The 23,103-nt window shown below is 64.8% G+C and carries 28 protein-coding genes and 1 tRNA gene; 8 read left to right on the forward strand and 21 right to left on the reverse strand.

What is annotated here, in order from left to right:
• Positions 1-147: 147 nt before the first annotated feature.
• Both CLU87_RS02430 and CLU87_RS02435 read right to left on the reverse strand, forming a co-directional pair.
• Positions 148-459 (reverse strand): hypothetical protein, encoded by a 312-nt coding sequence (locus CLU87_RS02430; protein ID WP_143227230.1) that lies wholly within the window; start codon positions 457-459, stop codon positions 148-150.
• A 211-nt stretch (positions 460-670) separates the two neighbouring features.
• Complete coding sequence (locus CLU87_RS02435; protein WP_010459392.1) at positions 671-1,105, reverse strand: DUF1841 family protein; 435 nt, start codon at positions 1,103-1,105, stop codon at positions 671-673.
• A gap of 208 nt (positions 1,106-1,313) precedes the next feature.
• Between CLU87_RS02435 and CLU87_RS02440 the strand changes: the two genes are divergently transcribed.
• Positions 1,314-1,535 (forward strand): hypothetical protein, encoded by a 222-nt coding sequence (locus CLU87_RS02440; protein ID WP_199170782.1) that lies wholly within the window; start codon positions 1,314-1,316, stop codon positions 1,533-1,535.
• Between the two features lie 139 nt (positions 1,536-1,674).
• Here the strand turns inward: CLU87_RS02440 and CLU87_RS02445 are convergent, their stop codons facing one another.
• A complete protein-coding gene (locus CLU87_RS02445; RefSeq protein WP_099729377.1) occupies positions 1,675-2,475 on the reverse strand; it encodes an IclR family transcriptional regulator C-terminal domain-containing protein in 801 nt (266 codons plus the stop codon).
• A gap of 100 nt (positions 2,476-2,575) precedes the next feature.
• On the opposite strand from CLU87_RS02445, the gene CLU87_RS02450 reads away from it, so the two are divergent.
• The 5 genes from CLU87_RS02450 to CLU87_RS02470 all read left to right on the forward strand — a co-directional run bounded on the left by CLU87_RS02450 (position 2,576) and on the right by CLU87_RS02470 (position 7,108).
• Complete coding sequence (locus CLU87_RS02450; protein ID WP_099729378.1) at positions 2,576-3,277, forward strand: 3-oxoacid CoA-transferase subunit A; 702 nt, start codon at positions 2,576-2,578, stop codon at positions 3,275-3,277.
• Positions 3,278-3,306: 29 nt separating this feature from the next.
• Entirely contained in the window at positions 3,307-3,957 is a 651-nt protein-coding gene (locus tag CLU87_RS02455; protein ID WP_099729379.1) for a 3-oxoacid CoA-transferase subunit B, read from the forward strand.
• Positions 3,958-3,992: 35 nt separating this feature from the next.
• Positions 3,993-5,204 (forward strand): 3-oxoadipyl-CoA thiolase, encoded by a 1,212-nt coding sequence (gene pcaF, locus CLU87_RS02460; RefSeq protein ID WP_099729380.1) that lies wholly within the window; start codon positions 3,993-3,995, stop codon positions 5,202-5,204.
• Positions 5,205-5,209: 5 nt separating this feature from the next.
• Complete coding sequence (locus CLU87_RS02465; RefSeq protein ID WP_369804330.1) at positions 5,210-5,941, forward strand: SDR family NAD(P)-dependent oxidoreductase; 732 nt, start codon at positions 5,210-5,212, stop codon at positions 5,939-5,941.
• A gap of 162 nt (positions 5,942-6,103) precedes the next feature.
• Positions 6,104-7,108: a tripartite tricarboxylate transporter substrate binding protein gene (locus CLU87_RS02470; protein WP_099729382.1), complete on the forward strand. Its 1,005-nt coding sequence runs from the start codon at positions 6,104-6,106 to the stop codon at positions 7,106-7,108.
• A gap of 99 nt (positions 7,109-7,207) precedes the next feature.
• On the opposite strand, the gene CLU87_RS02475 is transcribed toward CLU87_RS02470, so the two are convergent.
• On the reverse strand, positions 7,208-7,810 hold the full coding sequence (locus CLU87_RS02475; protein WP_099732004.1) for a short chain dehydrogenase: 603 nt from the start codon (positions 7,808-7,810) through the stop codon (positions 7,208-7,210).
• A gap of 132 nt (positions 7,811-7,942) precedes the next feature.
• Between CLU87_RS02475 and CLU87_RS02480 the strand changes: the two genes are divergently transcribed.
• Entirely contained in the window at positions 7,943-8,836 is an 894-nt protein-coding gene (locus CLU87_RS02480) for a LysR family transcriptional regulator (protein WP_099729383.1), read from the forward strand.
• 29 nt (positions 8,837-8,865) lie between these two features.
• On the opposite strand, the gene CLU87_RS02485 is transcribed toward CLU87_RS02480, so the two are convergent.
• The 11 genes from CLU87_RS02485 to CLU87_RS02535 form a co-directional block, all read right to left on the reverse strand.
• Entirely contained in the window at positions 8,866-10,155 is a 1,290-nt protein-coding gene (locus tag CLU87_RS02485; RefSeq protein ID WP_099729384.1) for a type II toxin-antitoxin system HipA family toxin, read from the reverse strand.
• A complete protein-coding gene (locus CLU87_RS23420) occupies positions 10,152-10,943 on the reverse strand; it encodes a helix-turn-helix transcriptional regulator (protein WP_233193689.1) in 792 nt (263 codons plus the stop codon). The genes CLU87_RS02485 and CLU87_RS23420 overlap by 4 nt, the downstream gene beginning before the upstream one ends.
• A gap of 219 nt (positions 10,944-11,162) precedes the next feature.
• Positions 11,163-11,624: a PaaI family thioesterase gene (locus tag CLU87_RS02495; protein ID WP_099729385.1), complete on the reverse strand. Its 462-nt coding sequence runs from the start codon at positions 11,622-11,624 to the stop codon at positions 11,163-11,165.
• The gene (locus CLU87_RS02500) at positions 11,624-12,310 is read right to left on the reverse strand and encodes a transglutaminase family protein (protein WP_099729386.1); all 687 of its coding nucleotides are present in this window, start codon (positions 12,308-12,310) and stop codon (positions 11,624-11,626) included. The genes CLU87_RS02495 and CLU87_RS02500 overlap by 1 nt, the downstream gene beginning before the upstream one ends.
• 103 nt (positions 12,311-12,413) lie before the next feature.
• Positions 12,414-13,061: a trimeric intracellular cation channel family protein gene (locus CLU87_RS02505; protein ID WP_056746822.1), complete on the reverse strand. Its 648-nt coding sequence runs from the start codon at positions 13,059-13,061 to the stop codon at positions 12,414-12,416.
• A 181-nt stretch (positions 13,062-13,242) separates the two neighbouring features.
• Positions 13,243-13,611: a hypothetical protein gene (locus CLU87_RS02510; RefSeq protein ID WP_099729387.1), complete on the reverse strand. Its 369-nt coding sequence runs from the start codon at positions 13,609-13,611 to the stop codon at positions 13,243-13,245.
• On the reverse strand, positions 13,608-14,444 hold the full coding sequence (locus CLU87_RS02515; RefSeq protein WP_099729388.1) for a hypothetical protein: 837 nt from the start codon (positions 14,442-14,444) through the stop codon (positions 13,608-13,610). Before CLU87_RS02515 ends, CLU87_RS02510 begins: the two co-directional genes overlap by 4 nt.
• A 40-nt stretch (positions 14,445-14,484) precedes the next feature.
• Positions 14,485-15,630, reverse strand: a complete 1,146-nt coding sequence (locus CLU87_RS02520) for a PepSY domain-containing protein (protein WP_099729389.1) — start codon at positions 15,628-15,630, stop codon at positions 14,485-14,487.
• A gap of 30 nt (positions 15,631-15,660) precedes the next feature.
• Positions 15,661-15,975, reverse strand: a complete 315-nt coding sequence (locus tag CLU87_RS23645; RefSeq protein WP_369804286.1) for a TonB-dependent receptor domain-containing protein — start codon at positions 15,973-15,975, stop codon at positions 15,661-15,663.
• Between the two features lie 16 nt (positions 15,976-15,991).
• Positions 15,992-16,327, reverse strand: coding sequence for a TonB-dependent receptor plug domain-containing protein (locus CLU87_RS23650; RefSeq protein WP_369804287.1), 336 nt, complete (start codon positions 16,325-16,327; stop codon positions 15,992-15,994).
• Between the two features lie 598 nt (positions 16,328-16,925).
• Positions 16,926-17,837, reverse strand: coding sequence for a replication initiation factor domain-containing protein (locus CLU87_RS02535; RefSeq protein ID WP_158236057.1), 912 nt, complete (start codon positions 17,835-17,837; stop codon positions 16,926-16,928).
• 509 nt (positions 17,838-18,346) lie between these two features.
• Between CLU87_RS02535 and CLU87_RS02545 the strand changes: the two genes are divergently transcribed.
• The gene (locus tag CLU87_RS02545) at positions 18,347-18,610 is read left to right on the forward strand and encodes a hypothetical protein (protein WP_143227231.1); all 264 of its coding nucleotides are present in this window, start codon (positions 18,347-18,349) and stop codon (positions 18,608-18,610) included.
• On the opposite strand, the gene CLU87_RS02550 is transcribed toward CLU87_RS02545, so the two are convergent.
• From CLU87_RS02550 to ureC, 6 genes are all read right to left on the reverse strand, one after another.
• A tRNA-Ser gene (locus CLU87_RS02550) sits at positions 18,596-18,683 on the reverse strand. The genes CLU87_RS02545 and CLU87_RS02550 overlap by 15 nt on opposite strands.
• 19 nt (positions 18,684-18,702) lie before the next feature.
• Positions 18,703-19,383, reverse strand: a complete 681-nt coding sequence (gene ureG / locus CLU87_RS02555; RefSeq protein WP_099729393.1) for an urease accessory protein UreG — start codon at positions 19,381-19,383, stop codon at positions 18,703-18,705.
• Positions 19,380-20,090: an urease accessory protein UreF gene (locus tag CLU87_RS02560; protein WP_099729394.1), complete on the reverse strand. Its 711-nt coding sequence runs from the start codon at positions 20,088-20,090 to the stop codon at positions 19,380-19,382. The genes ureG and CLU87_RS02560 overlap by 4 nt, the downstream gene beginning before the upstream one ends.
• 10 nt (positions 20,091-20,100) lie before the next feature.
• The gene (ureE, locus tag CLU87_RS02565) at positions 20,101-20,760 is read right to left on the reverse strand and encodes an urease accessory protein UreE (RefSeq protein WP_099729395.1); all 660 of its coding nucleotides are present in this window, start codon (positions 20,758-20,760) and stop codon (positions 20,101-20,103) included.
• 75 nt (positions 20,761-20,835) lie between these two features.
• Complete coding sequence (locus CLU87_RS02570; RefSeq protein ID WP_099729396.1) at positions 20,836-21,315, reverse strand: GNAT family N-acetyltransferase; 480 nt, start codon at positions 21,313-21,315, stop codon at positions 20,836-20,838.
• 11 nt (positions 21,316-21,326) lie between these two features.
• Positions 21,327-23,045, reverse strand: a complete 1,719-nt coding sequence (ureC, locus tag CLU87_RS02575) for an urease subunit alpha (protein WP_099729397.1) — start codon at positions 23,043-23,045, stop codon at positions 21,327-21,329.
• Positions 23,046-23,103 lie beyond the last annotated feature (58 nt).

A 23,103-nucleotide genomic window follows, 5' to 3' on the forward strand; every position in this document is an offset into this window, starting at 1 on the left:
CAGGAACAACGCCGTGCGGGGCGGCTCAGTGCTGCAGGGAGTGCGTGGAGCAATGAATCCAGCCGTGCGGCCGACAGCGCCAGGGTTTCCAGGGTTCATCGCTTCCTGGCGGGAATGCATGGCCAGATGCCCCAGGTGCGTGTCTATCTATCTCCGCCCGCGAAAAATCCGCCATTGCACGCGGGTGAACCACGCGCACAACCCACCGAGCCCAGCGTAGAAGGCAAACAGGCTCCAATCCACCGCTGGGAAGTTCCAGACATCGCTGATCACCGCAGACACGCTGATCGCGCACAGAAGTCCGGAAAGCAGCGCCAAGATCAAAGCAAGGGCGCGTTCCACGCCAGACCTGACCTGCTCCATGGTGTGTTGGGTGTGCTGCCAGGCGTCTGCGGCATCTTTGAGTGGGCTCTCGGCCTGAGCGGCCAGCGCTTGCGCGATGTTGTGCTGTGCCACCAAGGCAGCAAAGTCGCCTTGCCGGGGCCGTGCCGCGCGTCTGCGCCACCAAAAGCCCGCAAAAACCAAGGCGATGGCCAGAAGGATGAGGCCTGCGTACAGCAATTGGTCTTGCCATGGGACCGTGGATGCATGGAGCAGGTAGTGGAGCATGGACAGTCGGTCGGTGCGACCCGTGGGCGTCGGTTGCCTCTAGCGCTTGGACTGCGGCAGTTCAGTCGCGCGTCGCGCGCCGCTGCACGCAGGCGATGTAGGCATCGCCATCGGGCGGGCGGCCTGCGCGCTGGCTTTCCCACAGCATCTCGCCCAGGCAGTCCATGGCGGCGTGGTGGGCGTCGTGCAGCGAGTCGAGCCGCGCCGTCAGCAGCTCTACCGCCTGGCGGATGCCACGGGGCTGGTCGATGCTGCATTGCTCGCTGATCGACAGGTGCATCGACAGGTGCAGAAACGGATTGGTCTGGCCCGGTGTTTCGTCGTAGTTGCGTGCCACGGCAGCATCGGCGTCGGACAGGTCGGCGTGGTACTCGGGGTGCTCGGCGATCCACAGGCTGGCCAGCGTCTCGATGGCTTCCATGGGGGCGCCGCTCTGGGTCTTGGCGTGCACACCACACAGAAAGCGGCGCACATCGGCTTGGGAGGGGCTGAACATGGGGCGTGAGGGTAGCACGCAGGGCAAGGGCCTGGCGTCAGAGGGGAGGCGGGGGAGGGTGACGCGGATTGCGCCCGGCCGCTACATTGCGCCGGGGCGGCGTCCTACGCGGGCTGTGCGCCGGCGCACCTACATTGGGCTGGCGCAAGGGTCGGGAGCCGGGTCCACTTTGCTGCAGTCCTCCAAACCCGGCATCGGGAGAAGTGTCATGAATGCAATGCGAATCGTTGGTGTGCTGTTGTTGGTGGTGGGCCTTGCCGGGTTTCTGACCGGAGGGTTCAGCTTTACCAAGGACACCACCCAGGCCAAGATCGGTCCGCTGGAGTTGACCGTGAAAGAAAAGGAATCCGTGAATATCCCCCAATGGCTGAGCCTGGGCGCGATGGTTCTCGGCGGCGTGGTGCTGGTGCTCGGCTTTCGCAAGAACTGATTTCATCCACCGTGGCGAGTGACGGGTGTTGCGGCTCCGGTTCTCGCCCTATCCACGTAAGACGGAAATCGGAGCTTTAGCACCGGCCGCTCGTTGCGGTGGGTGATCCCTGGTGCCGGTTGCCGACAGCCGTTATCTGTCACCCCCTCGGCGCCCCCATCATGCGCGAGATGGTCCGGGCCGCGCTCAGCAGTGCGGGCAGCAGGCTCTCCTGCATCACCGCCGCACTCGTGCGATTGGCCTGACCGCTGATGTTGAGCGCCGCCACCGTCTGCCCCGTGCGGTTGGTCAGCGGCGCAGCAATCGATATCAAACCCTCTTCCAGTTCCTGATTCACCAGGCACCAGCCCTGCTGCCGCGCCTGACGGATGTGAGCCAGCAGTGCATCCCCATCGGTGGTGGTGTGTTCGGTAAAGCGCTGCGTGGGGTGGCCTTGCAGCCGGGCCTGCAGTTCGTCGTCCGGCAACCCGGCCAGTAGCATGCGGCCCATGGACGTCCAGCACGCGGGCAGGCGCGAGCCCACGCCCAGCGTGGTGCGCATGATCTTGTGCGTGGGCACGCGCAGCACATAGACGATGTCCAGGCCGTCGAGCACGGCGGCCGACGACGACTCGCGCACCTGTTCCACCAAGTCTTCCATCACCGGCTCGGCCAGGTTCCAGATGGGCAGCGAGGACAGGTACGCAAACCCCAAATCCAGAATGCGCGGGCTCAGGCGAAACAGCTTGCCGTCCGTCTCCACATAACCCAGCGTCTGCAGCGTGAGCAGGATGCGGCGCGCACCGGCGCGGGTCAGGCCGGTCTGTGCCGCCACTTCGCTCAGTGTTTGCTGCGGCGTGCGCGCGCTGAACGAGCGGATCACCTCCAGCCCGCGCGCGAACGACTGCACATAGCTGTCGCTCGGTTTGGGGTCTTTGGCTTCAGGGGTTTGGGAATTCATACGTATGCCAACTATAATTCTTTAAGCGAACATTTGTTCTATATACGAACAAATTTCAGAGAGACGAGACAACAAACAAGCAAACCAAGAAAGCGTTGCAATGATCAACAAACTGGCGGACTCGGTGGCTCAGGCCCTTGCGGGGGTGAAGGATGGTGCCACGGTGTTGATAGGCGGGTTCGGCACGGCCGGCATTCCGGGCGAGCTGATCGATGGCCTCATCGCCCAGGGTGCGCGGGACCTCACGGTGGTCAACAACAACGCAGGCAATGCGGACCAAGGCCTGGCCGCGCTGCTCAAGGCGGGCCAGGTGCGCAAGATCATCTGCAGCTTTCCGCGCCAGGTGGACAGCTATGTGTTCGATGACCTGTATCGCAGTGGCAAGCTGGAACTGGAGCTGGTGCCCCAGGGCAATCTGGCCGAGCGCCTGCGCGCTGCGGGCGCGGGCATCGGCGCCTTTTTCTGCCCCACGGCCTATGGCACCGAACTGGCTGCGGGCAAGGAAACGCGCGAGATCAATGGCAAACACTACGTGCTCGAATACCCCATCCATGGCGATGTGGCCCTGGTCAAGGCCGAGAAGGGCGACCGCTGGGGCAACCTCACCTACCGCATGTCGGCGCGCAACTTTGGCCCCGTGATGGCCACGGCTGCCAAGACCACGATTGCCACCGTGCACGAGGTGGTGGAGCTGGGCGCGCTGGACCCGGAAGCCATCGTCACCCCGGGCATCTATGTGACGCATGTGGTGAAGATCGACCGCACGGCCACGCAGGCGGGCGGATTCAAGAAATCCGCGTGATATCGGCCCCAAGCGCAGAAAGAATAAGCATGAGCAGCTATCAAAAGCGTAGTAAAGACGAGCTGGCGAAACGCGTGGCGCAAGACATCCACGACGGCGCCTACGTCAACCTGGGCATCGGCCAGCCGACCCTGGTCGCCAACCACATCCCGGCAGGCCGCGAAGTCATCCTGCAAAGCGAAAACGGCATCCTGGGCATGGGCCCTGCGCCCGCTGCAGGGCTGGAGGACTTTGACCTGATCAACGCGGGCAAGCAGCCCGTCACGCTGCTGCCCGGCGGCGCGTACTTCCACCACGCCGACAGCTTCGCGATGATGCGCGGTGGCCACCTCGACATCTGCGTGCTGGGCGCGTTCCAGGTCAGCGCCACCGGCGACCTAGCCAACTGGAGCACGGGCGAGCCCGGCGCCATCCCCGCCGTGGGCGGCGCGATGGACCTGGCCATCGGCGCCAAGCAGACCTGGGTGATGATGGATCTGCTGACCAAGCAGGGCACCAGCAAGATCGTGACGCAGTGCACCTACCCGCTCACCGGTGTCGCCTGCGTGAAGCGCATCTACACCGATCTGTGCACACTGGCCTGCACGCCCACAGGGCTGCAGCTCATCGACACCGTGCCCGGCCTGTCGCACGCTGAGCTGGAGCAGCTGGTGGGCCTACCCATCCGCCCTGCCGCCTGAACGAATCCACCCCCAAGCAACGAGGAGACAAAACCGTGAGCCAACAACGCCAAGCCTTCATCTGCGACGCCATCCGTACCCCCTTTGGCCGCTACGGCGGCGCGCTCTCCAGCGTGCGCACCGACGACCTGGGTGCCATACCCATCAAGGCGCTGATGGAGCGCAACCCCGGCGTGGACTGGGCGGCCGTGACCGACGTGCTCTACGGCTGCGCCAACCAGGCCGGTGAAGACAACCGCAACGTGGCCCACATGAGCAGCCTGCTGGCGGGCCTGCCCATCGACGTGGCCGGCGCCACCATCAACCGCCTGTGCGGTTCGGGGCTCGATGCCGTGGGCACCGCAGCGCGCGCGATCAAGGCGGGCGAGGCAGGTCTGATGATCGCTGGCGGTGTGGAGAGCATGAGCCGCGCCCCCTTCGTCATGCCCAAGGCAGAGTCGGCCTTCAGCCGTAACAACGCGGTGTATGACACGACGATTGGCTGGCGCTTTGTCAACAAGCTGATGAAGGAAAAGTACGGTGTGGACTCCATGCCCGAAACCGCCGAGAACGTGGCCACCGACTTCAAGATTGAGCGCGAAGCCCAGGACCAGATGGCCCTGCGCAGCCAGCTCAACGCAGTGGCCGCCATCAAGGCTGGCCATCTGGCGCGCGAGATCGTGCCGGTGCACATCCCGCAAAAGAAGGGCGACGCGATCATCGTGAGCCAGGACGAGCACCCGCGTGAGACCAGCATCGAAGCGCTGGCCAAGCTCAAGGGCGTGGTGCGGCCCGATGGCACGGTGACGGCGGGCAACGCCAGCGGCGTGAACGACGGCGCCTGTGCGCTGCTGCTGGCCGATGAAGCCGACGCCGCCAAGTACGGCCTCAAGCCCCGCGCCCGCGTGGTGGGCATGGCCGTGGCCGGTGTGGCGCCGCGCATCATGGGCTTTGGCCCCACGCCCGCGACGCTGAAGGTGCTGGCGCAGACGGGCCTGACCATTGACCACATGGATGTGATCGAACTGAACGAAGCCTTTGCCGCGCAAGGCTTGGCCGTGTTGCGGGCCCTGGGCCTCAAGGACGACGACGCGCGTGTGAACGCCTGGGGCGGCGCCATTGCGCTGGGCCACCCGCTGGGCGCCAGCGGCGCGCGCCTGGTCACCACCGCCGTCAACCGCCTGCACGAGCACGCGGGCCAGTACGCGCTGTGCACCATGTGCATCGGCGTGGGGCAGGGTATTGCCATCATCCTGGAGCGCGTGTGACCGCAATTGATAAAAGCACTCCCGTCACGGTCGTCACCGGTGCCAGCAACGGCATCGGCCGCGCGATTGCCGAAGCCGTGCTGGCCCAAGGCCACGCCGTGGTCAACCTGGACTACATGTTGCCCACGTGGAGCCACCCGCAACTCACCTCGTACCAGGGCGACCTGACCGACGAAGCATCGACCCGCGAGCGCGCGGCCGAGATCGCGGCCAAGCACAACGTGACGGCGCTGGTGAACAACGCGGGCGCCACGCGCCCTGGCACCATCGATTCCGCCACCACGGCGCAGCTCGACGATGTGGTGGGCCTGCACCTGCGTGCGCCCATGCTGCTGGTGCAGGCCTTTTTGCCCACGTTGCGCGCCAGCGGGCAGGGCCGCATCGTCAACATGTCGTCGCGCGCCGCACTGGGCAAGGGCGAGCGCATCGTCTACTCCGCCACCAAGGCTGGAATGATCGGCATGACACGCACGCTGGCCATGGAGTTGGGGCGTGACGGCATCACCGTCAACGCCATCGGCCCTGGGCCCATCGCCACTGAGCTTTTCCGCCAGAGCAACCCCGACGGTGCGCCGCAAACGCAGCGCATCCTGAACAGCATCGCCGTGGGCCGCATGGGCACGCCCGATGACGTGGCGCGCGCAGCGCTGTTTTTCCTCTCGCCCGACAACGGTTTCGTGACCGGGCAGGTGTTGTACGTGTGCGGAGGCACCACGCTGGGAGTGGCGCCTGTCTAGCAACCTGAACTGATCTTCCTTGCCGCCCCGCAAGGGGCACCCCCCGTTCTCGTCCGGAGGCCCCGGCGCCCGGTTGAGGCCACGGCGCGGCCAGACGCGGGCCCACGCGGCGCTGGTGGCACCGACCCATTCATTCATCCACCTTCTTGAAGGAGACAAACCATGACCCGTTCCATCCACGCCACCCGCCGCTTCGCGCTGTCGGCCGCTGCAGTCACCGCCCTCGCTGGTATCGGCCTGCTGGGCTGCAGTGCTGCGCTCGCCCAGGCTTATCCGACCAAGCCCGTCACCATCGTCGTGCCCTTTGCAGCAGGTGGCACCACCGACATCCTGGCCCGCATCATCGGCCAGGCGCTGACCACGGAGCTGGGCCAGTCGGTCATCGTGGACAACCGCGCGGGCGCGGGCGGCAACATCGGCGGGGCCATGGCGGCCAAGGCCCCGGCAGATGGCTACACACTCTTCATGGGCACGGTGGGCACGCACGCCATCAACGCCAGCCTGTACAAGAAGATGCCGTTCGACCCCATCAAGGACTTTGCACCGCTCACGCGCGTGGCCAATGTGCCCAACCTGCTGGTGGCCAACCCGGCACAGCCCTACAAGACGGTGAAGGAGCTGATCGCCTACGCGAAGGCCAACCCCGGCAAGGTCAACTTCGGCTCTTCGGGCAACGGCAGCTCCATCCACCTGTCGGGCGAGCTGTTCAAGAGCCTGGCCAAGGTGGACATGGTGCATGTGCCCTACAAGGGCAGCGCACCCGCTGTGACCGACCTGCTGGGCAACCAGATCGGCATCATGTTCGACAACATGCCCTCGGCCATTCAACACGTGCGCAGTGGCAAGCTGGTGCCCATTGCCGTGACCACGGCCAAGCGCTCGCCCGAGCTGCCCAATGTGCCGACCATCGCCGAAGCCGGCGTGCCCGGCTATGAAGCCACCTCGTGGTTTGGCATGTTTGCGCCCGCCGGAACGCCTGCGCCGGTGCTGGCCAAGCTCAACACCGCACTGGTGAAGGTGCTGAACCAGGCCGAGGTGAAGAAGAAGATCAACGAGCAGGGCGCCGAGACGTACAGCGAAACGCCCGAGCAGTTTGCTGCCTTCATCCAGGCCGAGTCCGTCAAGTGGGGCAAGGTCGTGAAGGAGTCTGGGGCGAGCCTGGACTAAGCGCTACCAAGATTTTTTGTAGCTACTAAATTGATAGCTTCTACCGCTCATGCATCGGGCGGTAGCAGCTATTTTTGTTTCACATTCGGGTCGGCGGGATCACTGCACCCGGTACACACGCCCCGTCTGCGCGCCTTCCACGCTGCGCTGGTAGGCCAGCGCCACGCGCTCGGCAGGCACCGGCTCGAACCCCGGGAAGAACGGCCCGTAGCTGCCCATCGACTCGGTCAGTACCGTGGGGCTGATGGCGTTGATGCGCAGGCCGCGCGGCAGCTCGATGGCGGCGGCAGCCACAAAACCTTCGATGGCCGCGTTCACGGCCGTGGCGCTGGCGCCGTTGCGGATGGGCTCAATCGACAGGATGCCCGCCGTCAGCGTGATGGAGCCGCCATCGTTCAGATACTTCTGGCCGACCAGCGCCAGTTGCACCTGGCCCAGCAATTTGTCCTGCAGGCCCAGGTTGAACTGCTCGGCCGTCATTTCCGCCAGCGGGCCAAAGTGCAGGTTGCCTGCGGTGCTCACGATGGCATCGACTTTGCCCACCGCCTCGAACAGTTGGGCAACCGCCCCTGGCTGCGAGAAGTCCGCACGATGCGTGCCGCTGCTGCGGCCTACGGTGATCACGTCGTGGCGTGCGCCCAGGTTGGCCAGCACGGCCTGGCCGATGGTGCCGCTCGCGCCGATGAGAAGAATCTTGGACATGGTGTTTTCCTTGGGTGTCAAAAAGGGTTGATGAGGAACTGACAGCCCGATTCTTTTGCTAATCAATCGGAACATAAAGTACCTTCAAGTTATGCTTGTGCTAACCATTGATTAGGAATTGAGGGAGTTGCCGTGGACAAGCTGCGCAATATGGAAGTCATGGTGGCCGTGGTGGAGGCCGGCAGCTTTGCCGCTGCCGCGCGCCAGCTGCAGATCTCCGCCGTGATGGTGGGCAAGCACATCCAGCAGCTGGAGACCCACCTGGGCGCGCGCCTGTTCCAGCGCAGCACGCGCCAGAACAGCCTGACCGAGGTGGGCGCCGCGTTCTACGACGACAGCAAACGCGTGCTGGAGCAGGTGCGCTGGGCCGAGTCCGCCGTGGAGCGCAGCCGCGCCGTGCCGCAGGGCCTGCTGCGAGTGAGCGCGCCCTTCACGCTGGGCAACCACGTGATCGCGCCGCTGGTGGCCGACTTTCTGCAGCGCCACGACCAGGTGCGTGTGGACCTGCAACTGACCGACAGCGTGGTGGACCTGGCAGGCGAGGGCTTTGACGTGGCCGTGCGCATTGGCCAGGTGGTGAACGAGGGCCTGGTGGCGCGCCCGCTGCGCCCCTACCGCATGGTGATTGCCGCAGCACCCGCGTACCTGCAGCGCCACGGCACGCCCGAACGCGCGGCCGACCTGGCGCGCCACCAGTGCCTCAGCCACTCGGTGTGGCAGCGCCGGGTGGAATGGACATTGCGCGACGGCAACGAGGATTTCTTCTGGCCCGAGAACGCGCGCTTTGTGTGCAACCAGGGCGATGGCCTGCGCCAGGCGGCGTTGCGCGGCCTGGGCCTGATCATGCAACCCGAGGTGCTACTGGCTGACGACCTGGCCAGTGGCGCGCTGGTGCCGGTGATGCAGCACTGCCTGCCCGTGCCGCGCCCGATGCACCTGGTGTATGCGCCCGACCGGCGGCAACTGCCCAAGCTGGCGCGGTTTGTGGAGCATGTGGTAGGGCAGTTAGGTGTGCAGGAGCGCTGAGAGACGTTGAGGCTTGCGCAGAGGCAAGCTCAGCAGAACGCCCGGCGCTGCTGCTGGAGCGCATCGCGGTCGATGCTGGCCGTCAATTGCTCCATGTCTGCCGCGCAGACGCCGTGTTGCAGGAAATGCCGATGCCATTGCTCGACCGCCTGGGCGACTTCCTGAATCAGCGCAATGGCGCGTGCCCGTGTGATACCGAATTCGCTCAGCTCGGTCAGCGCGTTGTCCAGTGTGGACTGCGCGCCGTGCTGGCCCACCACCATGGCCTGGTAGCCCATGTTCTGCAGCGTGGGCACCACATCGAAAGCGGGAGCCAGGTCGTAGTAGCCGTCGAAGCCCAGGCGAAGGCAGTGGTTGCGCTCGTGGTCATCGGTGTTGTCCATGAGGATGTTGAACACCATGCGCCGGAACAGCTCTTCGCGCAGGGCTTTCTGCCGGTCTGGGTGCGCCTGGCGCAGCAGCACGGTGGCCAGCGCGCCGTAGCTTTCGGCCAGTCCTGCCGCTGCCAGCGCTGTCTTGGCAGAGATGCAGTGCACGCGCAGGTTCAGCGTGGCCAGCTGCACACGGTCAAACCGCTGGATCGTGAGTGCATGGCGCTGAGGCCCCATGCCCAAGCGCGATGGAATGGGCAGCACGCCCGTGGTGGCAACATGGATGCCTGCCTGGGCCGCCAGCGTCATGGTGGCGTGCTCAATGAGGGGCGTGTCCACGCTGTCGTCCAGCTCACTGAACTTGATCACGCAGGGGCCGCTGTCGGTTTGCAGCAGTGCCTTGGGACGCGCACCGCCCAGAGTTACGCCGGGTTGCACCAGCCGCTGGATTTCGGGCGTGACCGGGGCTTGAGACTGCACCTCTTCCACCGCCCGCACCATGGCCTCCAGATCACGCAATTGCGGGTACGGCCCGATGCGCCGGGGGATGTACTGTTCGGCTGAGGTGGAGATACCCAAGGCGCCAAAGCGGTCGTCACCAGCGAACAGCAGCATCTCCAGAATCGACAGGCGCGCAGGGCGGTCGATGTGGCGGATGATGCGCTCGCCCCAACGGTCTGGCCGCGCATCGTCGATGGCGCCGGGAGCACTGTCCTTGTGGCCCGCGCTGAACATCTGGCCTGCCAGCAGGGGCAGGTCTTCGCTCAGCGCGAATTGCCACCAGTCTGCGGCGTAGCTGAAGGTGGCGCAGTTGGGCACCAGTTGTGACAGGCCCACGGCCCCGGCCAGGACGGGCTGATTGGGGTTGACCAGCACCCAGACGTATAGCGTGTCCTGCGGCACATAGGAGCGCGGCGTAACTTGCTGCGTCTTGTTGGTCGGGTTCATGGCTGCGCTTTCTTTTGGCCAAGGATTAGAGCGGCCAGACCAGCGGCGGTACTGTTGGGCTGGCGTTCCGGTGCGCCGAATCCTGGGATCCCTAGGGCCCTTGCTATTTCTTCTTCAACGCCTATCCCAGTTGCCATCTGCGTGGCTCTCTTGATACTTTCCTCCTGATCTAGTCCAGCCACTCTCATGGCTTTCCTGAGCTCTTCCTCTCGGTCAAACCCAGTGGCCATACGTGTGGCTTGTTTGATCTGCTCCTCTTGGTCCAGTCCTGTAGCCATCCAGGCTGCTTTCTTGGTCGCATTCGTCTGATCTATCCCCGGGAACAAGCGCTCCTCTCTTGCTTGATGTGAGTCCGTTGAGTGGAAGGGCGCATTGACTTTTGATGCGGGTGGTATGGGGGAGACTTGCGTTTTGGGCGCCGCTTTGGTGGAAGTTTTCTGTGGGACTTTCGCCTGCTTCTGTGCCCTGGCCCGAGCGTTCAGCCGAGGCCGGGCTCTGGCCACCTCTTGCTCCAGAGAGGCCAGGTCGTTCTGCGGCGCAATCAGGTCGGCCAGCCCCCGGGCCTGGTTGATGAGCCACATGCACATCACATACGACGCCATCGACACCGACGGGTCGCCTCGCTCAATGCGCGCCATGGTGGGCTGCGACACGCCCAGCCGTTGGGCCCACTGGACCTGCGTTTCCTTGCGGCGCTTGCGAGCAATCACGATGTTCCGCGCGAGCAACGCGATCTGCTGAAGAACTCCCTGGGGGTAGTCAGTGGGCTTGGTGTTTTGGGATGGCATTCATAGATGTTAGTTCAATTGATGGTTTTTGAACATCTATGAATTAATTATGGCTTTCAGAAGAAGGAGGGCTGAATGGTGTGAATTACTCATAGATACACGATAATTTGTCAAAAATGCATATCTATGAATAAAATTGAACAACCGGTGTGACGATGCAATCGGGGGCATCAGCACATGGGCACATTGACGCGCGTTGCAATGCTGAGCCTGCGGGGCTCACTCCACAGCGTTGCTGGGCACCGCTGGCCCGATCTTGAACACCCCGCTCACCCGCGCGCACAGCACACCGTCGGCGGTGACCAGGCCCTGCGCAAACACCAGCGAGCGTGTGATGCGCAGCGGCTCGGCCTCGCCCTCCACCCAGGCGCCCAGCGGGGCGGGAGCCAGGTAGTCGATCTGCAGGCTGATGGTGGGCAAGAAGCGGTCCGACACCTGGTCGCTTTTGCGGTGCACCGACAGCGGCACCAGCATGTCGCAAAAGGTGGCCATCATGCCGCCGTGCAGGTTGCCCATGGGGTTGGTGTGGCGCGGCTCCACGCGAAAGCCGAACTTCACCACGTTGCCCTGGTGCAGCACATACAGCGGGCCGTTGTGCTGGATGTAAGGGCCCCCGGCCACCAGCGGCGCAAAACCTGCGGGGATGGGGGCGGTGGTGGCGTTCTCGGGGGCGTGCGTCATCAGCGGGCTTCCTTTTCAATGTCGTTGGCAAAACTGGCGTCCTGCAGGCTGCTGCGGGTGGCGTCACCCTGCAGCCAGCCGCCGTACACCGTGCGAAAGTCGGCCACGATCTGCGCGAGCGGCATGTCGTCAAACGCGCCGCGCTGGTGCACGTATTCCATGTGGCGTGCGCCCGACTGGTCGAACGGGTGGTAGATGGAATCGTTCTCGCCGTCGAACTCCAGCGGCAGCAGGCCAAAGCGCTCGCACAGCTCGATGTTGAAGGCGGGTGTGGCCTTGCGCCAGGCCCCGTCCAGCCAGATGTCGGTGTAGCCATGCCAGATGAAGAGGTCGGTCTTCATGGTCTCGCGCATGCGTTCGGTGCTCAGGTGGTTGCGCACATCGGCAAATCCCATGCGCGCCGGGATGCCCGCCGCACGGCACATGGCCGTCAGCAGCGCGGCCTTGGGCACGCACCAGCCGTAGCCGTTGGCCAGCACGGTGCTGGCCGTCATGCCCTGGGGCGACAGGTCGATGCGGTAGGGGTCGTAGCGGAAACCATCGCGCACGGCCAGGTACAGGGCCACGGCACGCTCGCGGTCGGTGGCGCCGTGCGCGTGTTGGGCAGCAAAGGCCTGGATCGAAGGTGCGTCGCTGTCGATAAGGGCCGTGGCACGCAGGTGGGCGGGCGTGGGGGCGGTGGTCATGGGGGTGTCTCCTGCAGTCGGACGGTAATCAGTGTGTAGGCTGCAGACGCAGGATGCTGTCACCGGTGCGCCAGCCTTGCTGCGCCAAGGCTGGATGCCTTGGTCACACCCGCCATGCGGGCAGCTCCCAGTTGCGCCACACCGCCAGCCCGCGCAGCCCGGCGGTGAGCAGCACGCAGACCACCAGCGGCGCCCAGTCGGGAGCCTGCATCTGGCGCAGGGCCACGTCGGCCCAGCCGCCCGCAAACGCGCACAGCGCATAGGGGCGGTGGTCGCTGAAGGCCTGGGGCACCTCGTTGCACAGCACGTCGCGCAGCACACCGCCAAACACGCCGGTGGTCACGCCCATCATCACGCTGATGATGGGTGGCATGCCAATGGCGGTAGCAATGTCCACGCCCACGGCGGCGAAGAGGCCCAGGCCGATGGCATCGGGCAGCAGCATGGCGCGTTCGGTGGGCTCAAAGTGCCGCTGGCGCATGAACAGCATGGCGCCGATGCACAGCGCCAGAATGCCCCACACAAACTCGGTGTGGCGAATCCAGAAAAAGGGCCGCTGGTCCAGCAGCAAATCGCGCAGTGTGCCCCCGCCAAACGCGGCCACGAAGGCCACCACACACACGCCCACGGCATCCAGCCGCTTGCGCGCGGCGGCCATCACGCCCGACAGTGCAAAAGCCACGGTGGCGGCCACTTCCAGCACAAAGCGCAGGGTGTGCACCCAGGGGGCGTTGATGATCAGCGAATCCATGGCGACGATTGTGCCGTGGCCGCTGGCGATTCCACGGGGGGTTAATTGCTATATATTTGATAGCTATTGCGGTATGAATCAGTAGCGCTTGAGCGCATTTTTAGCAAAAAATGTGCAGATGGGCGTTGTGTATGCCCGGTGGGCCCCGTCAGGTCCCGGTGCAGCACTCGCCGGCGTCCACTCAGCGCAGCAGGCCCTCGCCCAATGCGCAGGCCACCAGCGCCAGCACACATCCGCCCAGGCCCAGTCCCCCCAGCCGCAGTGCCCAGCGCTGGCTGGCCTGCGGCCACAGGTTCATGGCCAGCACCAGCAACCAGCCCAGCACCATCCATGCGGCCAGCACCAGGGCTACACCGGCGACCCAGCCAGCAGCCAGGCTGGCGGTGGTGGTCTGCAGCAGCAAGGTGCCCAGCGCCACAGCCTTGGCGCGCCATCGCGCCGCCCCCGTGGGTGTGTCATCGCCCCACGCACGGGTGGGCACTGTGCGGGCCCAGCAGGCCAGTGCCACCAGCGAGGCAAAGGCGGCGGCAATGCGCAGCAGTTCGTTCATGCGGTCTCCGAGGGCTGTGGGTGGCGCGGGGTGTGACGGGTGCGGCTGCGATGGCCCAGGCCCCGGGCCCCCAGCCGGTTGTGCAGCGGCCGCACGCTGCTGCAGGCTGCTGCCGTGCACAGCATGGCAGCCACCCAGCCTTGCTGCAGCCCGGCCTTGGCTGCCAGGCCGGCGCAGGCCAGCCCTGCCAGCAGCCACAGCAGGGCGCTGGTGCGGGGCGCCCAGGTGCGCACCGTGGCCGCAGGCACCCCGACAAAAAACGACAGCAGCAGGCCCAGCATGCCGGCCGATCGAGCGGGCTCAACAGCCACGATGTGCGCCAGACGGAATGACTCCACCGCCAGCGCCGCGCAAAGCCAGAAGGGCAGGTGCGCCAGCGGTGCCAATGGCCAGGGGCGGCCCGTGTGGGACACCACATGCCGTGGTGCCGCCGGGATGACAGCAATGGACGGGCGACTCCCCCGGCGCCGATGAACCTGCTGCACCCGCTGCGGGCCCATGAACGCCGCCACGCCCGCACAGGCCAGACCCGTGACCACAAGGCCCAGGGCCATGGTGGGTGCCAGGGCGCTACCGAGTGCCAGGCCGGTGAGCGCTGCCACAGCCAACAGTGCTCCGGTGCTGCCCAGCGCCACCCGCCACAGCGCCAGCGTGCGCAGCGCCCACGCGGCCAGGGCCGACATCAGCAGCCACACGGCAATGAGCACCCACACCGTCCACACGGGCCGCTGCGCCAGCGGGGCCAAGCCCGCAGGTCCCCACAGGTGTACGAACACCGCCACGAGGAGCGCGGCGGGCACGGTGGCATGCAGGGCCAGAAAGAAACGTTGCATGGTGGGTGGGTGTGGTGTGGAAGGTGGGGGCTGGTGCCCGTCAGCCCGCCGCGATGGCGTTGCCTGCGGACGCCGGATGTGCCGCGTCAGCCTCGCGCCTGCGCTGCTGGCGCGCATCCAGCCAGATCAGCGTGCCCGAGATCGACAAAAACGCCGGGGTCATGCCCAGAAAGAAATACAGCCACTTGAGCGCCAGCCCGCCAAAGTCGCCAAAGTGCAGTGGCTCCATCAGGCTGTTGACCAGCGACCAGAAGCCCGCCGTGCGTGGGTCGTGCACCTTCTTGGGAACGCCCGTGACGGCATGGATGTCCACCCGCGCGGTGCTGGCCAGGTGGCCGCTCAGGTTGCCGGTGAAACCCGCCTCGGCGGTGCCCGTGCCCCAGCGGCGCAGCGACACATAGCGCGCCTCCAGCCCCGGCACGGCCTGCTGCGCGGTGGCATACATCGCATCCAGCGACTGCATGAGCACGGGCTCGTTGCCCTCGGCCCTGCGCGCGGGCTGAGAGGGCGCCATTGCGGCAGGGGTGGTGATGAACTTGTAGCCCTGCTCGAACAGCGGCGCCAGCCCCATCCAAGCGCCTGTGGCGGCAATCAGGATATGAAAACCCAGGCCCCAGATGCCTGCGGACTTGTGCAGGTCCGACATCACCACCCGAAAGCTGCGGCCCCAGCGCTGGGTGAACAGCTCGGCCAGGATCTTGCGATGGATGACGATGCCGGTGGCAATCAGCACCAGCATCGCCGCGCCGAGGAACCCCACGATCCAGCGCGGCCCGAAGAACAGGAATACATGCAGCATGCGCAGGTACTGGCCGAGCTGGCTGTCCACCGGGCCCACCACCGTGCCGGTGTCGGAGCGCAAGGCCACCTTGGTGCGGGTGTTGGCAGGCGCGCCGCGCTCGCGCACGAACGCGAAGTAGCTGGGGTTGACGGCATCCGGCAGCGCGATGGTTTCCACCGTGGCACCCGGGTAGCGGGTCTGCAGCTGCGTGAGCACCGCGTCGAGCGAGGCCGGCTTTTCGGAGCGTGGCAACTTTGCCAGTGAAGGGTTGGCCCAGAGGTCGATCTCGTTCTTGAACACCACCACCGCGCCCGAAAAGCACACGATGAACATCAGCAGCCCCGTGACGATGCCTGCCCAGGAGTGCAGGGTGAACAGGCGGTTGAGCGTGCGCTGGCTGGTCATGGCGTGCGGGAGGCGGGGTGGCGCTGCGCGTCAGAAGAAGTACGTCACGCCCAGGCTGAAGTTGCGTGGCAACGCGGGCGAGACCACGTTGGCGTTGATCGCGCCGTCGTAATACGCCTTGTTGAACACGTTCTTCACGCCCGCCGTCACGCGGTAGTTCTCGCCCACGTAGCTCACGGACGCATCGGCCACAAAGTACGACGGCAGTGTGAAGGGGTAGGAGCCGATCTGCTCGCTCACGTAGCGCCCACCCAGGCCCAGCGTCACGCGCTGGTACTGCGGCAGCTTGTAGGTGGCCCAGGCCGTGAGCGTGTGGCGCGGCGTGAGGTTGAGTGGCTTGCCCACGATGGCGGCGTTGGTGTCACGCGTGGCCGAAACTGCCCACCTCCACGCCCACCTCGTTGATCGCTTCCTTCTTGGGCCGCTTGCTCACCGCATTGACAATGCCGCCGGGCTGCACCTGGCCATACAGCACCGACGCCGAGCCCTTGAGCACCTCGAAGCGCTCGTAGCCATAGGGCTGCAGCTTGGCCCACATGCCCGGGCTCTGCACCAGGCCATCGACTAGGATGGATTCGGTGGAGCGAAAGCCACGGATATTGATGTCGTCAAACCCCCGGCGCCCAAAGTTGACCGGGCTTACCCCCGCCACGGTCTGCAGCGCTTGCTGCACGTTGGTGATCTGCCGGGATTCCATTTGCTCATCTGTGGAGGGTTGCGAGGCTGCTGCGTATCTGCCGGAGGTGCTGACTTCCAATCCATGAAGAAGCCGCGCTTTACGACCTGCAGGCAGGTTTGCATGCTGACCTGCATCAGCGTGGCTTGCTGGGTGTAGCACTCGCATCGAGGGCCCATGTGAACGCAGGCGGCAGGGTATGGCGCGACCGTAGGCGCCGTGACTTGATCGTAGGCCGGCGCAGTGTGCGGGAAGTCTTTGAGGCGAGGTGTACGTGCCGCTACCAGCCATTGAGAAAGTGCCCTCAGTAACAGAGGATGTCCCACCGTAATCCAAAAAGGTATCGCGACTGAACGACACCTTACAGCCCTTGGAAGCGCTATCGAAAGCACCGGGCATGCAGCACTGGGCACCATCTGCCACATTGCCTTGCAGGCGGTAATCCTGAACAAGAGCACCACCGGGCAACGTCTGACTTATCGAGAAAGAGGCGCAGCGGTCTCGATTTTCGTTGCGTGCCTCACAGGCCCCATTGATCTCGGTATAGCCAGTATTGCAGGTGCAGGTAGTGCCTGAGCCGGTGGAATTTGGGGGGCAAAACCCACGATTTGCATTTTGCTCATAGCGATACCCTTTGGTGTTGAGCCTGAACGTCGGCCCACGTAACGCCAGCCGCCAGACTGGAAAGATTGACCCGGCGCGGGATACCGACAATGCGGACTTCCTCGACCAGATCGGCGTTGGTTGCGTTGGTCTGTTCCAGCAGCGTTCCAAACAACTTGCCGTAGCAGCGCTTCGCGTGATAGACGAGATGGGCCAGCGTGACTTCGCCGCCCTTGGTGAGCGTTGGGATGGCCTGTGCAGCTTCGTCAATGAAGGAAGCCAAGGCGGGATAGCAGCCAGCAAAAAAGGCGTCTCGATCAGTGAGAACGTCGAAAGGGATAACGCGGTCCCTGCTGCCTAGCTGGACTTCAAATCGGGTCCATTCGCTATCGGGGTCGCCAAGCTGGCGGCCCTTTTCGTAGACGCGCAGCATCTTCCCGTTTGTGGCTTTGCCGATGTAGAGCGTGCGGCCCTGCTGGCCGTTGATCCAGTCACCATCGAGGCGGCTTGATGGTGGACGCCCGCTGAGTTGAAAGCCACCCGTTTGATAGAGGGTTACCGCTTCATCAACGGTGTGTTCTCCCTGCAAGAAATCGACAGCCAGGTCAACCCGGGTTAGCTTTGCGTCGAGGCTTTCGAGAAGGTCACGAAGGCCAGCCCAATCGCGCACAAACTGGCACCCACCGCCAGTGAGTTGGAACAACCAGCGACCGCGCTGTGATTCACCGCCGAAGGCAATACAGCCGATAGGACTGGTCAGGGAGCCATGGCGAGCAAACAGCTTCACGGAGCTATCGAACCCGAGCATTCCGCGGTCAGCGATGCCGGAAACTGGACGGCCCAGCATGCGGCCCAGCAAGGCCACAAAACCTTCGACAGACATTGCAGGCTCTGCAAATGTGCAGTTGAGCCAGTCGATGTTTGCCATCTGTTGGCCCTTCGGGCTTTCCCCCCGTGTTACAGGACGGGGGGCCATGAGGTCGCTCATGCAACACCCCCGGCGGCGGCGCTTCGCTTGCCGCCCGCCGTGGGCGCTGCCTGAGCGAACATGAAAAGTACCCCGGACTGGCAAGGGAGGTCTAGAGGAGCCAGGACGGCATGCGTAGGCGAAACGAAATCAACGACCCGACCCACGCGACGCAGTTCACCGATGTAGCCATCGAAGGCAGACACGCTGGTGAAGCGCTTGCGCGTCTTGCGGGCGTGGAGCATGCCCGGAGGGCAGTCGATGGTGTAGGTGGTGCACACCCCCAGCACAGACGCTGCAGGAGCCGCCACAGCGCGTGCAGCGCCTTTGGTGGCTGGGGGTGTGCGAACTGGGCAAGGTCTTGACACTGGCGGCTCCTAAGAACTTCTTAGAGATCGGAATGTAAGAACCCCTTAGACACCCGCAAAATGATTTCTGCTAAAACCCACTTATATATAAGGGGTCATTACATGCAGAACACGATGGAGCTTTTCAGCAAAGCGCTTGAAATCAAGCATGCATCAGCATGGGCGCGTGAGTTCAACATCACGCCCGAAGCGTTCTCCATGGCGAAGAAGCAAGGGCGCTTAAGCCCCGTGCTTGCTGGGAATATTGCTATTGAATTAGGAGAAGATCCAGAGCACTGGATTGCTGTCGCTGCGATAGAGGCGACGAAGGAAAGCGAGCTGCTTGCACGACTGAAAAGCCGCGTCAAGTCATGGCGGAGACTGTGAGATTCGAACTCACGGACGGTTGCCCGTCGGCAGTTTTCAAGACTGCTGGTTTAAACCACTCACCCAAGTCTCCGGGAGGGAAGGCGCGAATTCTAGCCGACTGCGGGTGCTGATTTTTTCAGCATGCCCCGGGTCTCGATGAACTTGACCACATCGGCCACGCCGGCCAAGGTTTTGAGGTTGGTCATCACAAACGGCTTGAGGCCCTGGGCGTTGGTGCGCATGCGGGTGGTGTCGGCGTGCATCACATCCAGGTTGGCGCCCACGTGGGGAGCCAGGTCGGTCTTGTTGATGATGAACAGGTCACTTTTGGTGATGCCAGGGCCGCCCTTGCGGGGGATTTTTTCGCCAGCGGCCACGTCGATGACGTAGATGGTGAGGTCGCTCAGCTCGGGGCTGAAGGTGGCGGCCAGGTTGTCGCCGCCGCTTTCCACAAACACGATGTCGGCGTTGGGGAACTCGCCCAGCATGCGGTCGATGGCCTCCAAGTTGATGGAGCAGTCCTCGCGGATGGCGGTGTGGGGGCAGCCGCCGGTTTCCACACCCAGGATGCGTTCGGCGGGCAGGGCGCCGCTGACGGTGAGCAGGCGCTGGTCTTCCTTGGTGTAGATGTCGTTGGTGATGGCGATGAGGTCGTAGTCATCGCGCATGGTCTTGCACAGCATTTCCAGCAGCGTGGTCTTGCCGGAGCCGACGGGGCCACCGATGCCCACCCGCAGGGGCGGCAGATTCTTGGTGCGGTTCGGGATGTGGTGCAGGTTGCTGGTGGTCATGATCGGAAGAGGCGGGAGTATTGGGTTTCGTGCTGGGCTGACAGGATGGCGAGCATGGGCGAAAAGGCCTGGCGCTCGCTGTCCATCAGCCCGATGGCATGGTCGGCTGCGGCGGGGATGGCATCGGCCAGCCGGGCCAGGATGCGCTGGCCGGCGCTTTGGCCCAGCTGCATGGATTTGAGGGCGGCCTGCACCATGTTCTCCGCCCAGCCAAAAGCGTAGGCCAGCAGGACGTCGCGCACGGGCGCCTGGGTGGTGGAGGCGGCCAGTGCGAATGCCACAGGGTAGGTGGGGGGTAATGCGGCCAGGTGGCGCACGGCGGGCACCAGGGTCTCGTCGCCCTGGTTCTGATTGCGCAGCCAGTCGGCCATCGATCGGCCCATTTGCTCGGTCTGCAGGCGCAGTTCGCTCGTTTCTCGGGTGTGCAGCACCCAGTCGTTGAGTTCGCGCACATGCGCCCAGTCGGCGCGCCGCCACGCACCCACAGCCTTGGCGATGAGGGCCATGTCGCCCCGGGCCTGCGTGATGTGGAGCTGGTCCTGCAGCCAGTCACCCACGGCGGTTTCGCTGGCGAGGCCCACGTTTTCAATGGCGCTTTCCAGCCCCTCGGAATACGAAAACCCGCCCACCGGCAGTGCAGGGGAGGCCAGCCACATCAGCTGCAAAAAGCTGGCGGCCGGCAGCGGCGCGGGGCGGTCCAGGCGCATGGGCGTTGGCTCAGTGGTCGTGGTTGCAGTTCGGGCCGTGCACGTGCCCTTGGGCCACCACGGGGATGGACACCGTGCGGCCTCGGGCTGGGGGCGTGGCCGCAGCCGGTACCTCTGTGTGAGTGTGCCCGTGGTCATGGCCATGATCGTGCGCGTGACCATGCTCGTGATCGTGGCTATGGCCGTGACCCCCATGGTGGTGCCCGCCTCCATGCCCCGCAGCATAGGCACCGCCTTCGGGTTCAAACGGCAGGTTTTGCTCGTTCACGATGAGGTGCATGGCGCGCAGCATGTCGGCCAGCACGTGGTCAGGCTCGATCTTGAGGTGGTCGGGCTGCAGCTCGATGGGCACGTGGCGGTTGCCCAGGTGGTAGGCGGCGCGGGTCAGGTCAAACGGTGTGCCGTGTTGTTGGCAGTGGGTGATGACCAGCACCGGCTGCGGCGCTGCGATCACGCGCACCATGGAACCGTCTTCGGCCACCAGCACATCGCCGCCGCGCACCAGGGTGCCACGGGGCAGGAAGATGCCCAGTTCGCGTCCGGCCGAGTCGGTGGCTGCAAAGCGGCTTTTCTGGCGCACGTCCCAGTCCAGCTCGATGGTGGTGGCGCGCTTGAGCAGTACGGGAGCGAGGCCTTGGCCTTGGGGAAGAAGTTTGGAGACCTGAATCATGGCAAGAGGGAAGGGCGGAGCCGGATAGGCGAGGTCAACATTGTGGCCCTGGCCGAAAGGCGATGCGCGGATGCGCTACAGGGCACGGCTCATGTAGCGGCTGTGGGGATCGGGCCGGTAGCTGCCGAATGGTGCACAGTCGGTAAATCCATAGCGCAGGTACAGCTGGTGCGCGGGTTCAAAGAAGGGCTGGGTGCCCGTTTCCAGGCTGATGCGCTGGTAGCCCAGGTCCACCGCCTGGCCCAGGATGTGTTCCAGCACGGCCCGGCCCACCCCCTGGCCACGCACGCTGGCTGCTGTGCGCATGGACTTGAGTTCGGCATGGTCGGCATCCAGGTGCTTGAGTGCACCGGTACCCACCAACTCGCCCTCGCCGCGCCAGGCCGTCCAGAAGCGGATCTCAGGCTGGCGCAGTTGCACCATGTCGAGCGCGTGCACGCTCTCAGGTGGCGAGGTGGCACGCATGTCCTTCAAATGCTCCTGCATGAAGGCTTCGATGCGGGGATCGGTCAGGTCGTCCAGGCGGATCCACAGGTCTTGCAGCAAGGCGTTCATGGGAAGCAACCTCAGAACAGGAAGTAGCGCTGTGCCATGGGCAGCACGGTGGCCGCTTCACAGGTGAGCAGCTGGCCGTCGGCGCGCACGGTGTAGGTCTGCGCGTCCACCTCCATCTTGGGCGTGTAGCTGTTGTGCACCATGTCGCGCTTGCGGATGCCGCGGATGTTGCGCACGGCGGAAAGCGTCTTGCGCAGGCCAAAGCGCTCGCCAATGCCAGCAGCCAACCCTGCCTGCGAGACAAAGGTGAGCGACGTTTTGGCGATGGCCCCGCCAAACGCGCCAAACATGGGCCGATAGTGCACGGGCTGCGGCGTGGGGATGGAGGCATTGGGGTCGCCCATCGCAGCCATGGCAATCAGTCCGCCCTTCAGGATCAGCGCGGGCTTGACGCCAAAGAACGCGGGCTTCCAGATCACGATGTCGGCCCACTTGCCGACTTCGAGCGACCCCACCTCGTGGCTGATGCCGTGCGCAATCGCGGGGTTGATGGTGTATTTGGCCACGTAGCGTTTGATGCGCGTGTTGTCGTTGCGGGCCGTGTCGCCCTGCAGGCTGCCGCGCTGCACCTTCATCTTGTGCGCCGTCTGCCAGGTGCGCAGGATGACCTCGCCCACGCGGCCCATGGCCTGGCTGTCGCTGCTCATCATGCTGATGGCGCCCAGGTCGTGCAGGATGTCTTCGGCCGCGATGGTCTCCTTGCGGATGCGGCTCTCGGCAAAGGCCAGATCCTCGGCAATGCTGGCATCGAGGTGGTGGCACACCATGAGCATGTCCACATGCTCGTCCAGCGTGTTCTGGGTGTAGGGCATGGTGGGGTTGGTGGAGCTGGGCAGAAAGTTGTCTTCGCCCACCACGCGCAGGATGTCCGGTGCATGGCCGCCGCCCGCGCCCTCGGTGTGGAAGGCGCAGATCCCGCGCCCGCCCACGGCGGCAATGGTGTTCTCCACAAAGCCCGATTCGTTCAGCGTGTCGCTGTGAATGGCCACCTGCGTGTCGGTGGCTTCGGCCACATCCAGGCAGTTGCTGATGGCCGAGGGCGTGGTGCCCCAGTCTTCGTGCAGCTTCAGGCCAATGGCGCCCGCGTTGATCTGCTCGTGCAGCGCATCGGGCAGGCTGGCGTTGCCCTTGCCGAGGAAGCCGAGGTTCATGGGGAATGCGTCGGCGGCCTGCAGCATGCGCTCCATATTGAAGGGCCCCGACGTGCAGGTGGTGGCCAGCGTGCCCGTGGCGGGGCCGGTGCCGCCGCCCAGCATGGTGGTCACGCCGCTGGCCAGGGCCTCTTCGATCTGCTGCGGGCAGATGAAGTGGATGTGGCTGTCGATGCCGCCTGCGGTGACGATGTTGCCCTCGCAGCTGATGACCTCGGTGCCGGGGCCAATGATGATGTCCACGCCGGGCTGGGTGTCGGGGTTGCCGGCTTTGCCGATGGCGGCGATGCGGCCTGCGCGCAGGCCGATGTCGGCCTTGAAGATGCCGGTGTGGTCTACCACCAGGGCGTTGGTCAGCACTGTGTCCACCGCGCCTTGTGCGTTGCTGCGCTGGCTCTGTGCCATACCGTCGCGAATCGTCTTGCCGCCGCCAAACTTCACCTCTTCGCCGTAGCTGCCGGCGCGCAGGGTGTGGTCGGCCTCGACTTCGAGAATGAGTTCGGTGTCGGCCAGGCGCACGCGGTCGCCCACCGTGGGGCCGAACATCTCGGCGTAGGCGCGTCGTCCAATGGTTGCCATGTGAGGGGTGCTCCGCAAGAACGGTTTTATATGTTTTTGATAGCTGCTGGGGCATTTG

The sequence above is a fragment of the Acidovorax sp. 59 genome, assembly GCF_002754175.1.
Classification (GTDB): Bacteria; Pseudomonadota; Gammaproteobacteria; order Burkholderiales; family Burkholderiaceae_C; genus Acidovorax; species Acidovorax delafieldii.

What these genes read in the sequence shown, in the direction of transcription:
- CLU87_RS02505 (WP_056746822.1), bottom strand. Translation starts at nt 13,061, where the DNA reads ATGGATTCGCTGATCATCAACGCCCCCTGGGTGCACACCCTGCGCTTT.
- CLU87_RS02560 (WP_099729394.1), bottom strand. Translation starts at nt 20,090, where the DNA reads ATGCGCCTGGACCGCCCCGCGCCGCTGCCGGCCGCCAGCTTTTTGCAG.
- CLU87_RS02450 (WP_099729378.1), top strand. Translation starts at nt 2,576, where the DNA reads ATGATCAACAAACTGGCGGACTCGGTGGCTCAGGCCCTTGCGGGGGTG.
- CLU87_RS02515 (WP_099729388.1), bottom strand. Translation starts at nt 14,444, where the DNA reads ATGCAACGTTTCTTTCTGGCCCTGCATGCCACCGTGCCCGCCGCGCTC.
- CLU87_RS02445 (WP_099729377.1), bottom strand. Translation starts at nt 2,475, where the DNA reads ATGAATTCCCAAACCCCTGAAGCCAAAGACCCCAAACCGAGCGACAGC.
- CLU87_RS02510 (WP_099729387.1), bottom strand. Translation starts at nt 13,611, where the DNA reads ATGAACGAACTGCTGCGCATTGCCGCCGCCTTTGCCTCGCTGGTGGCA.
- CLU87_RS02475 (WP_099732004.1), bottom strand. Translation starts at nt 7,810, where the DNA reads ATGTCCAAGATTCTTCTCATCGGCGCGAGCGGCACCATCGGCCAGGCC.
- CLU87_RS02545 (WP_143227231.1), top strand. Translation starts at nt 18,347, where the DNA reads ATGCAGAACACGATGGAGCTTTTCAGCAAAGCGCTTGAAATCAAGCAT.
- CLU87_RS02470 (WP_099729382.1), top strand. Translation starts at nt 6,104, where the DNA reads ATGACCCGTTCCATCCACGCCACCCGCCGCTTCGCGCTGTCGGCCGCT.
- CLU87_RS02520 (WP_099729389.1), bottom strand. Translation starts at nt 15,630, where the DNA reads ATGACCAGCCAGCGCACGCTCAACCGCCTGTTCACCCTGCACTCCTGG.
- CLU87_RS02435 (WP_010459392.1), bottom strand. Translation starts at nt 1,105, where the DNA reads ATGTTCAGCCCCTCCCAAGCCGATGTGCGCCGCTTTCTGTGTGGTGTG.
- CLU87_RS23650 (WP_369804287.1), bottom strand. Translation starts at nt 16,327, where the DNA reads ATGGAATCCCGGCAGATCACCAACGTGCAGCAAGCGCTGCAGACCGTG.
- ureG (WP_099729393.1), bottom strand. Translation starts at nt 19,383, where the DNA reads ATGACCACCAGCAACCTGCACCACATCCCGAACCGCACCAAGAATCTG.
- ureC (WP_099729397.1), bottom strand. Translation starts at nt 23,045, where the DNA reads ATGGCAACCATTGGACGACGCGCCTACGCCGAGATGTTCGGCCCCACG.
- ureE (WP_099729395.1), bottom strand. Translation starts at nt 20,760, where the DNA reads ATGATTCAGGTCTCCAAACTTCTTCCCCAAGGCCAAGGCCTCGCTCCC.
- CLU87_RS02485 (WP_099729384.1), bottom strand. Translation starts at nt 10,155, where the DNA reads ATGAACCCGACCAACAAGACGCAGCAAGTTACGCCGCGCTCCTATGTG.
- CLU87_RS23420 (WP_233193689.1), bottom strand. Translation starts at nt 10,943, where the DNA reads ATGCCATCCCAAAACACCAAGCCCACTGACTACCCCCAGGGAGTTCTT.
- CLU87_RS02535 (WP_158236057.1), bottom strand. Translation starts at nt 17,837, where the DNA reads ATGGCAAACATCGACTGGCTCAACTGCACATTTGCAGAGCCTGCAATG.
- CLU87_RS02495 (WP_099729385.1), bottom strand. Translation starts at nt 11,624, where the DNA reads ATGACGCACGCCCCCGAGAACGCCACCACCGCCCCCATCCCCGCAGGT.
- CLU87_RS02570 (WP_099729396.1), bottom strand. Translation starts at nt 21,315, where the DNA reads ATGAACGCCTTGCTGCAAGACCTGTGGATCCGCCTGGACGACCTGACC.
- CLU87_RS02455 (WP_099729379.1), top strand. Translation starts at nt 3,307, where the DNA reads ATGAGCAGCTATCAAAAGCGTAGTAAAGACGAGCTGGCGAAACGCGTG.
- CLU87_RS02500 (WP_099729386.1), bottom strand. Translation starts at nt 12,310, where the DNA reads ATGACCACCGCCCCCACGCCCGCCCACCTGCGTGCCACGGCCCTTATC.
- CLU87_RS02440 (WP_199170782.1), top strand. Translation starts at nt 1,314, where the DNA reads ATGAATGCAATGCGAATCGTTGGTGTGCTGTTGTTGGTGGTGGGCCTT.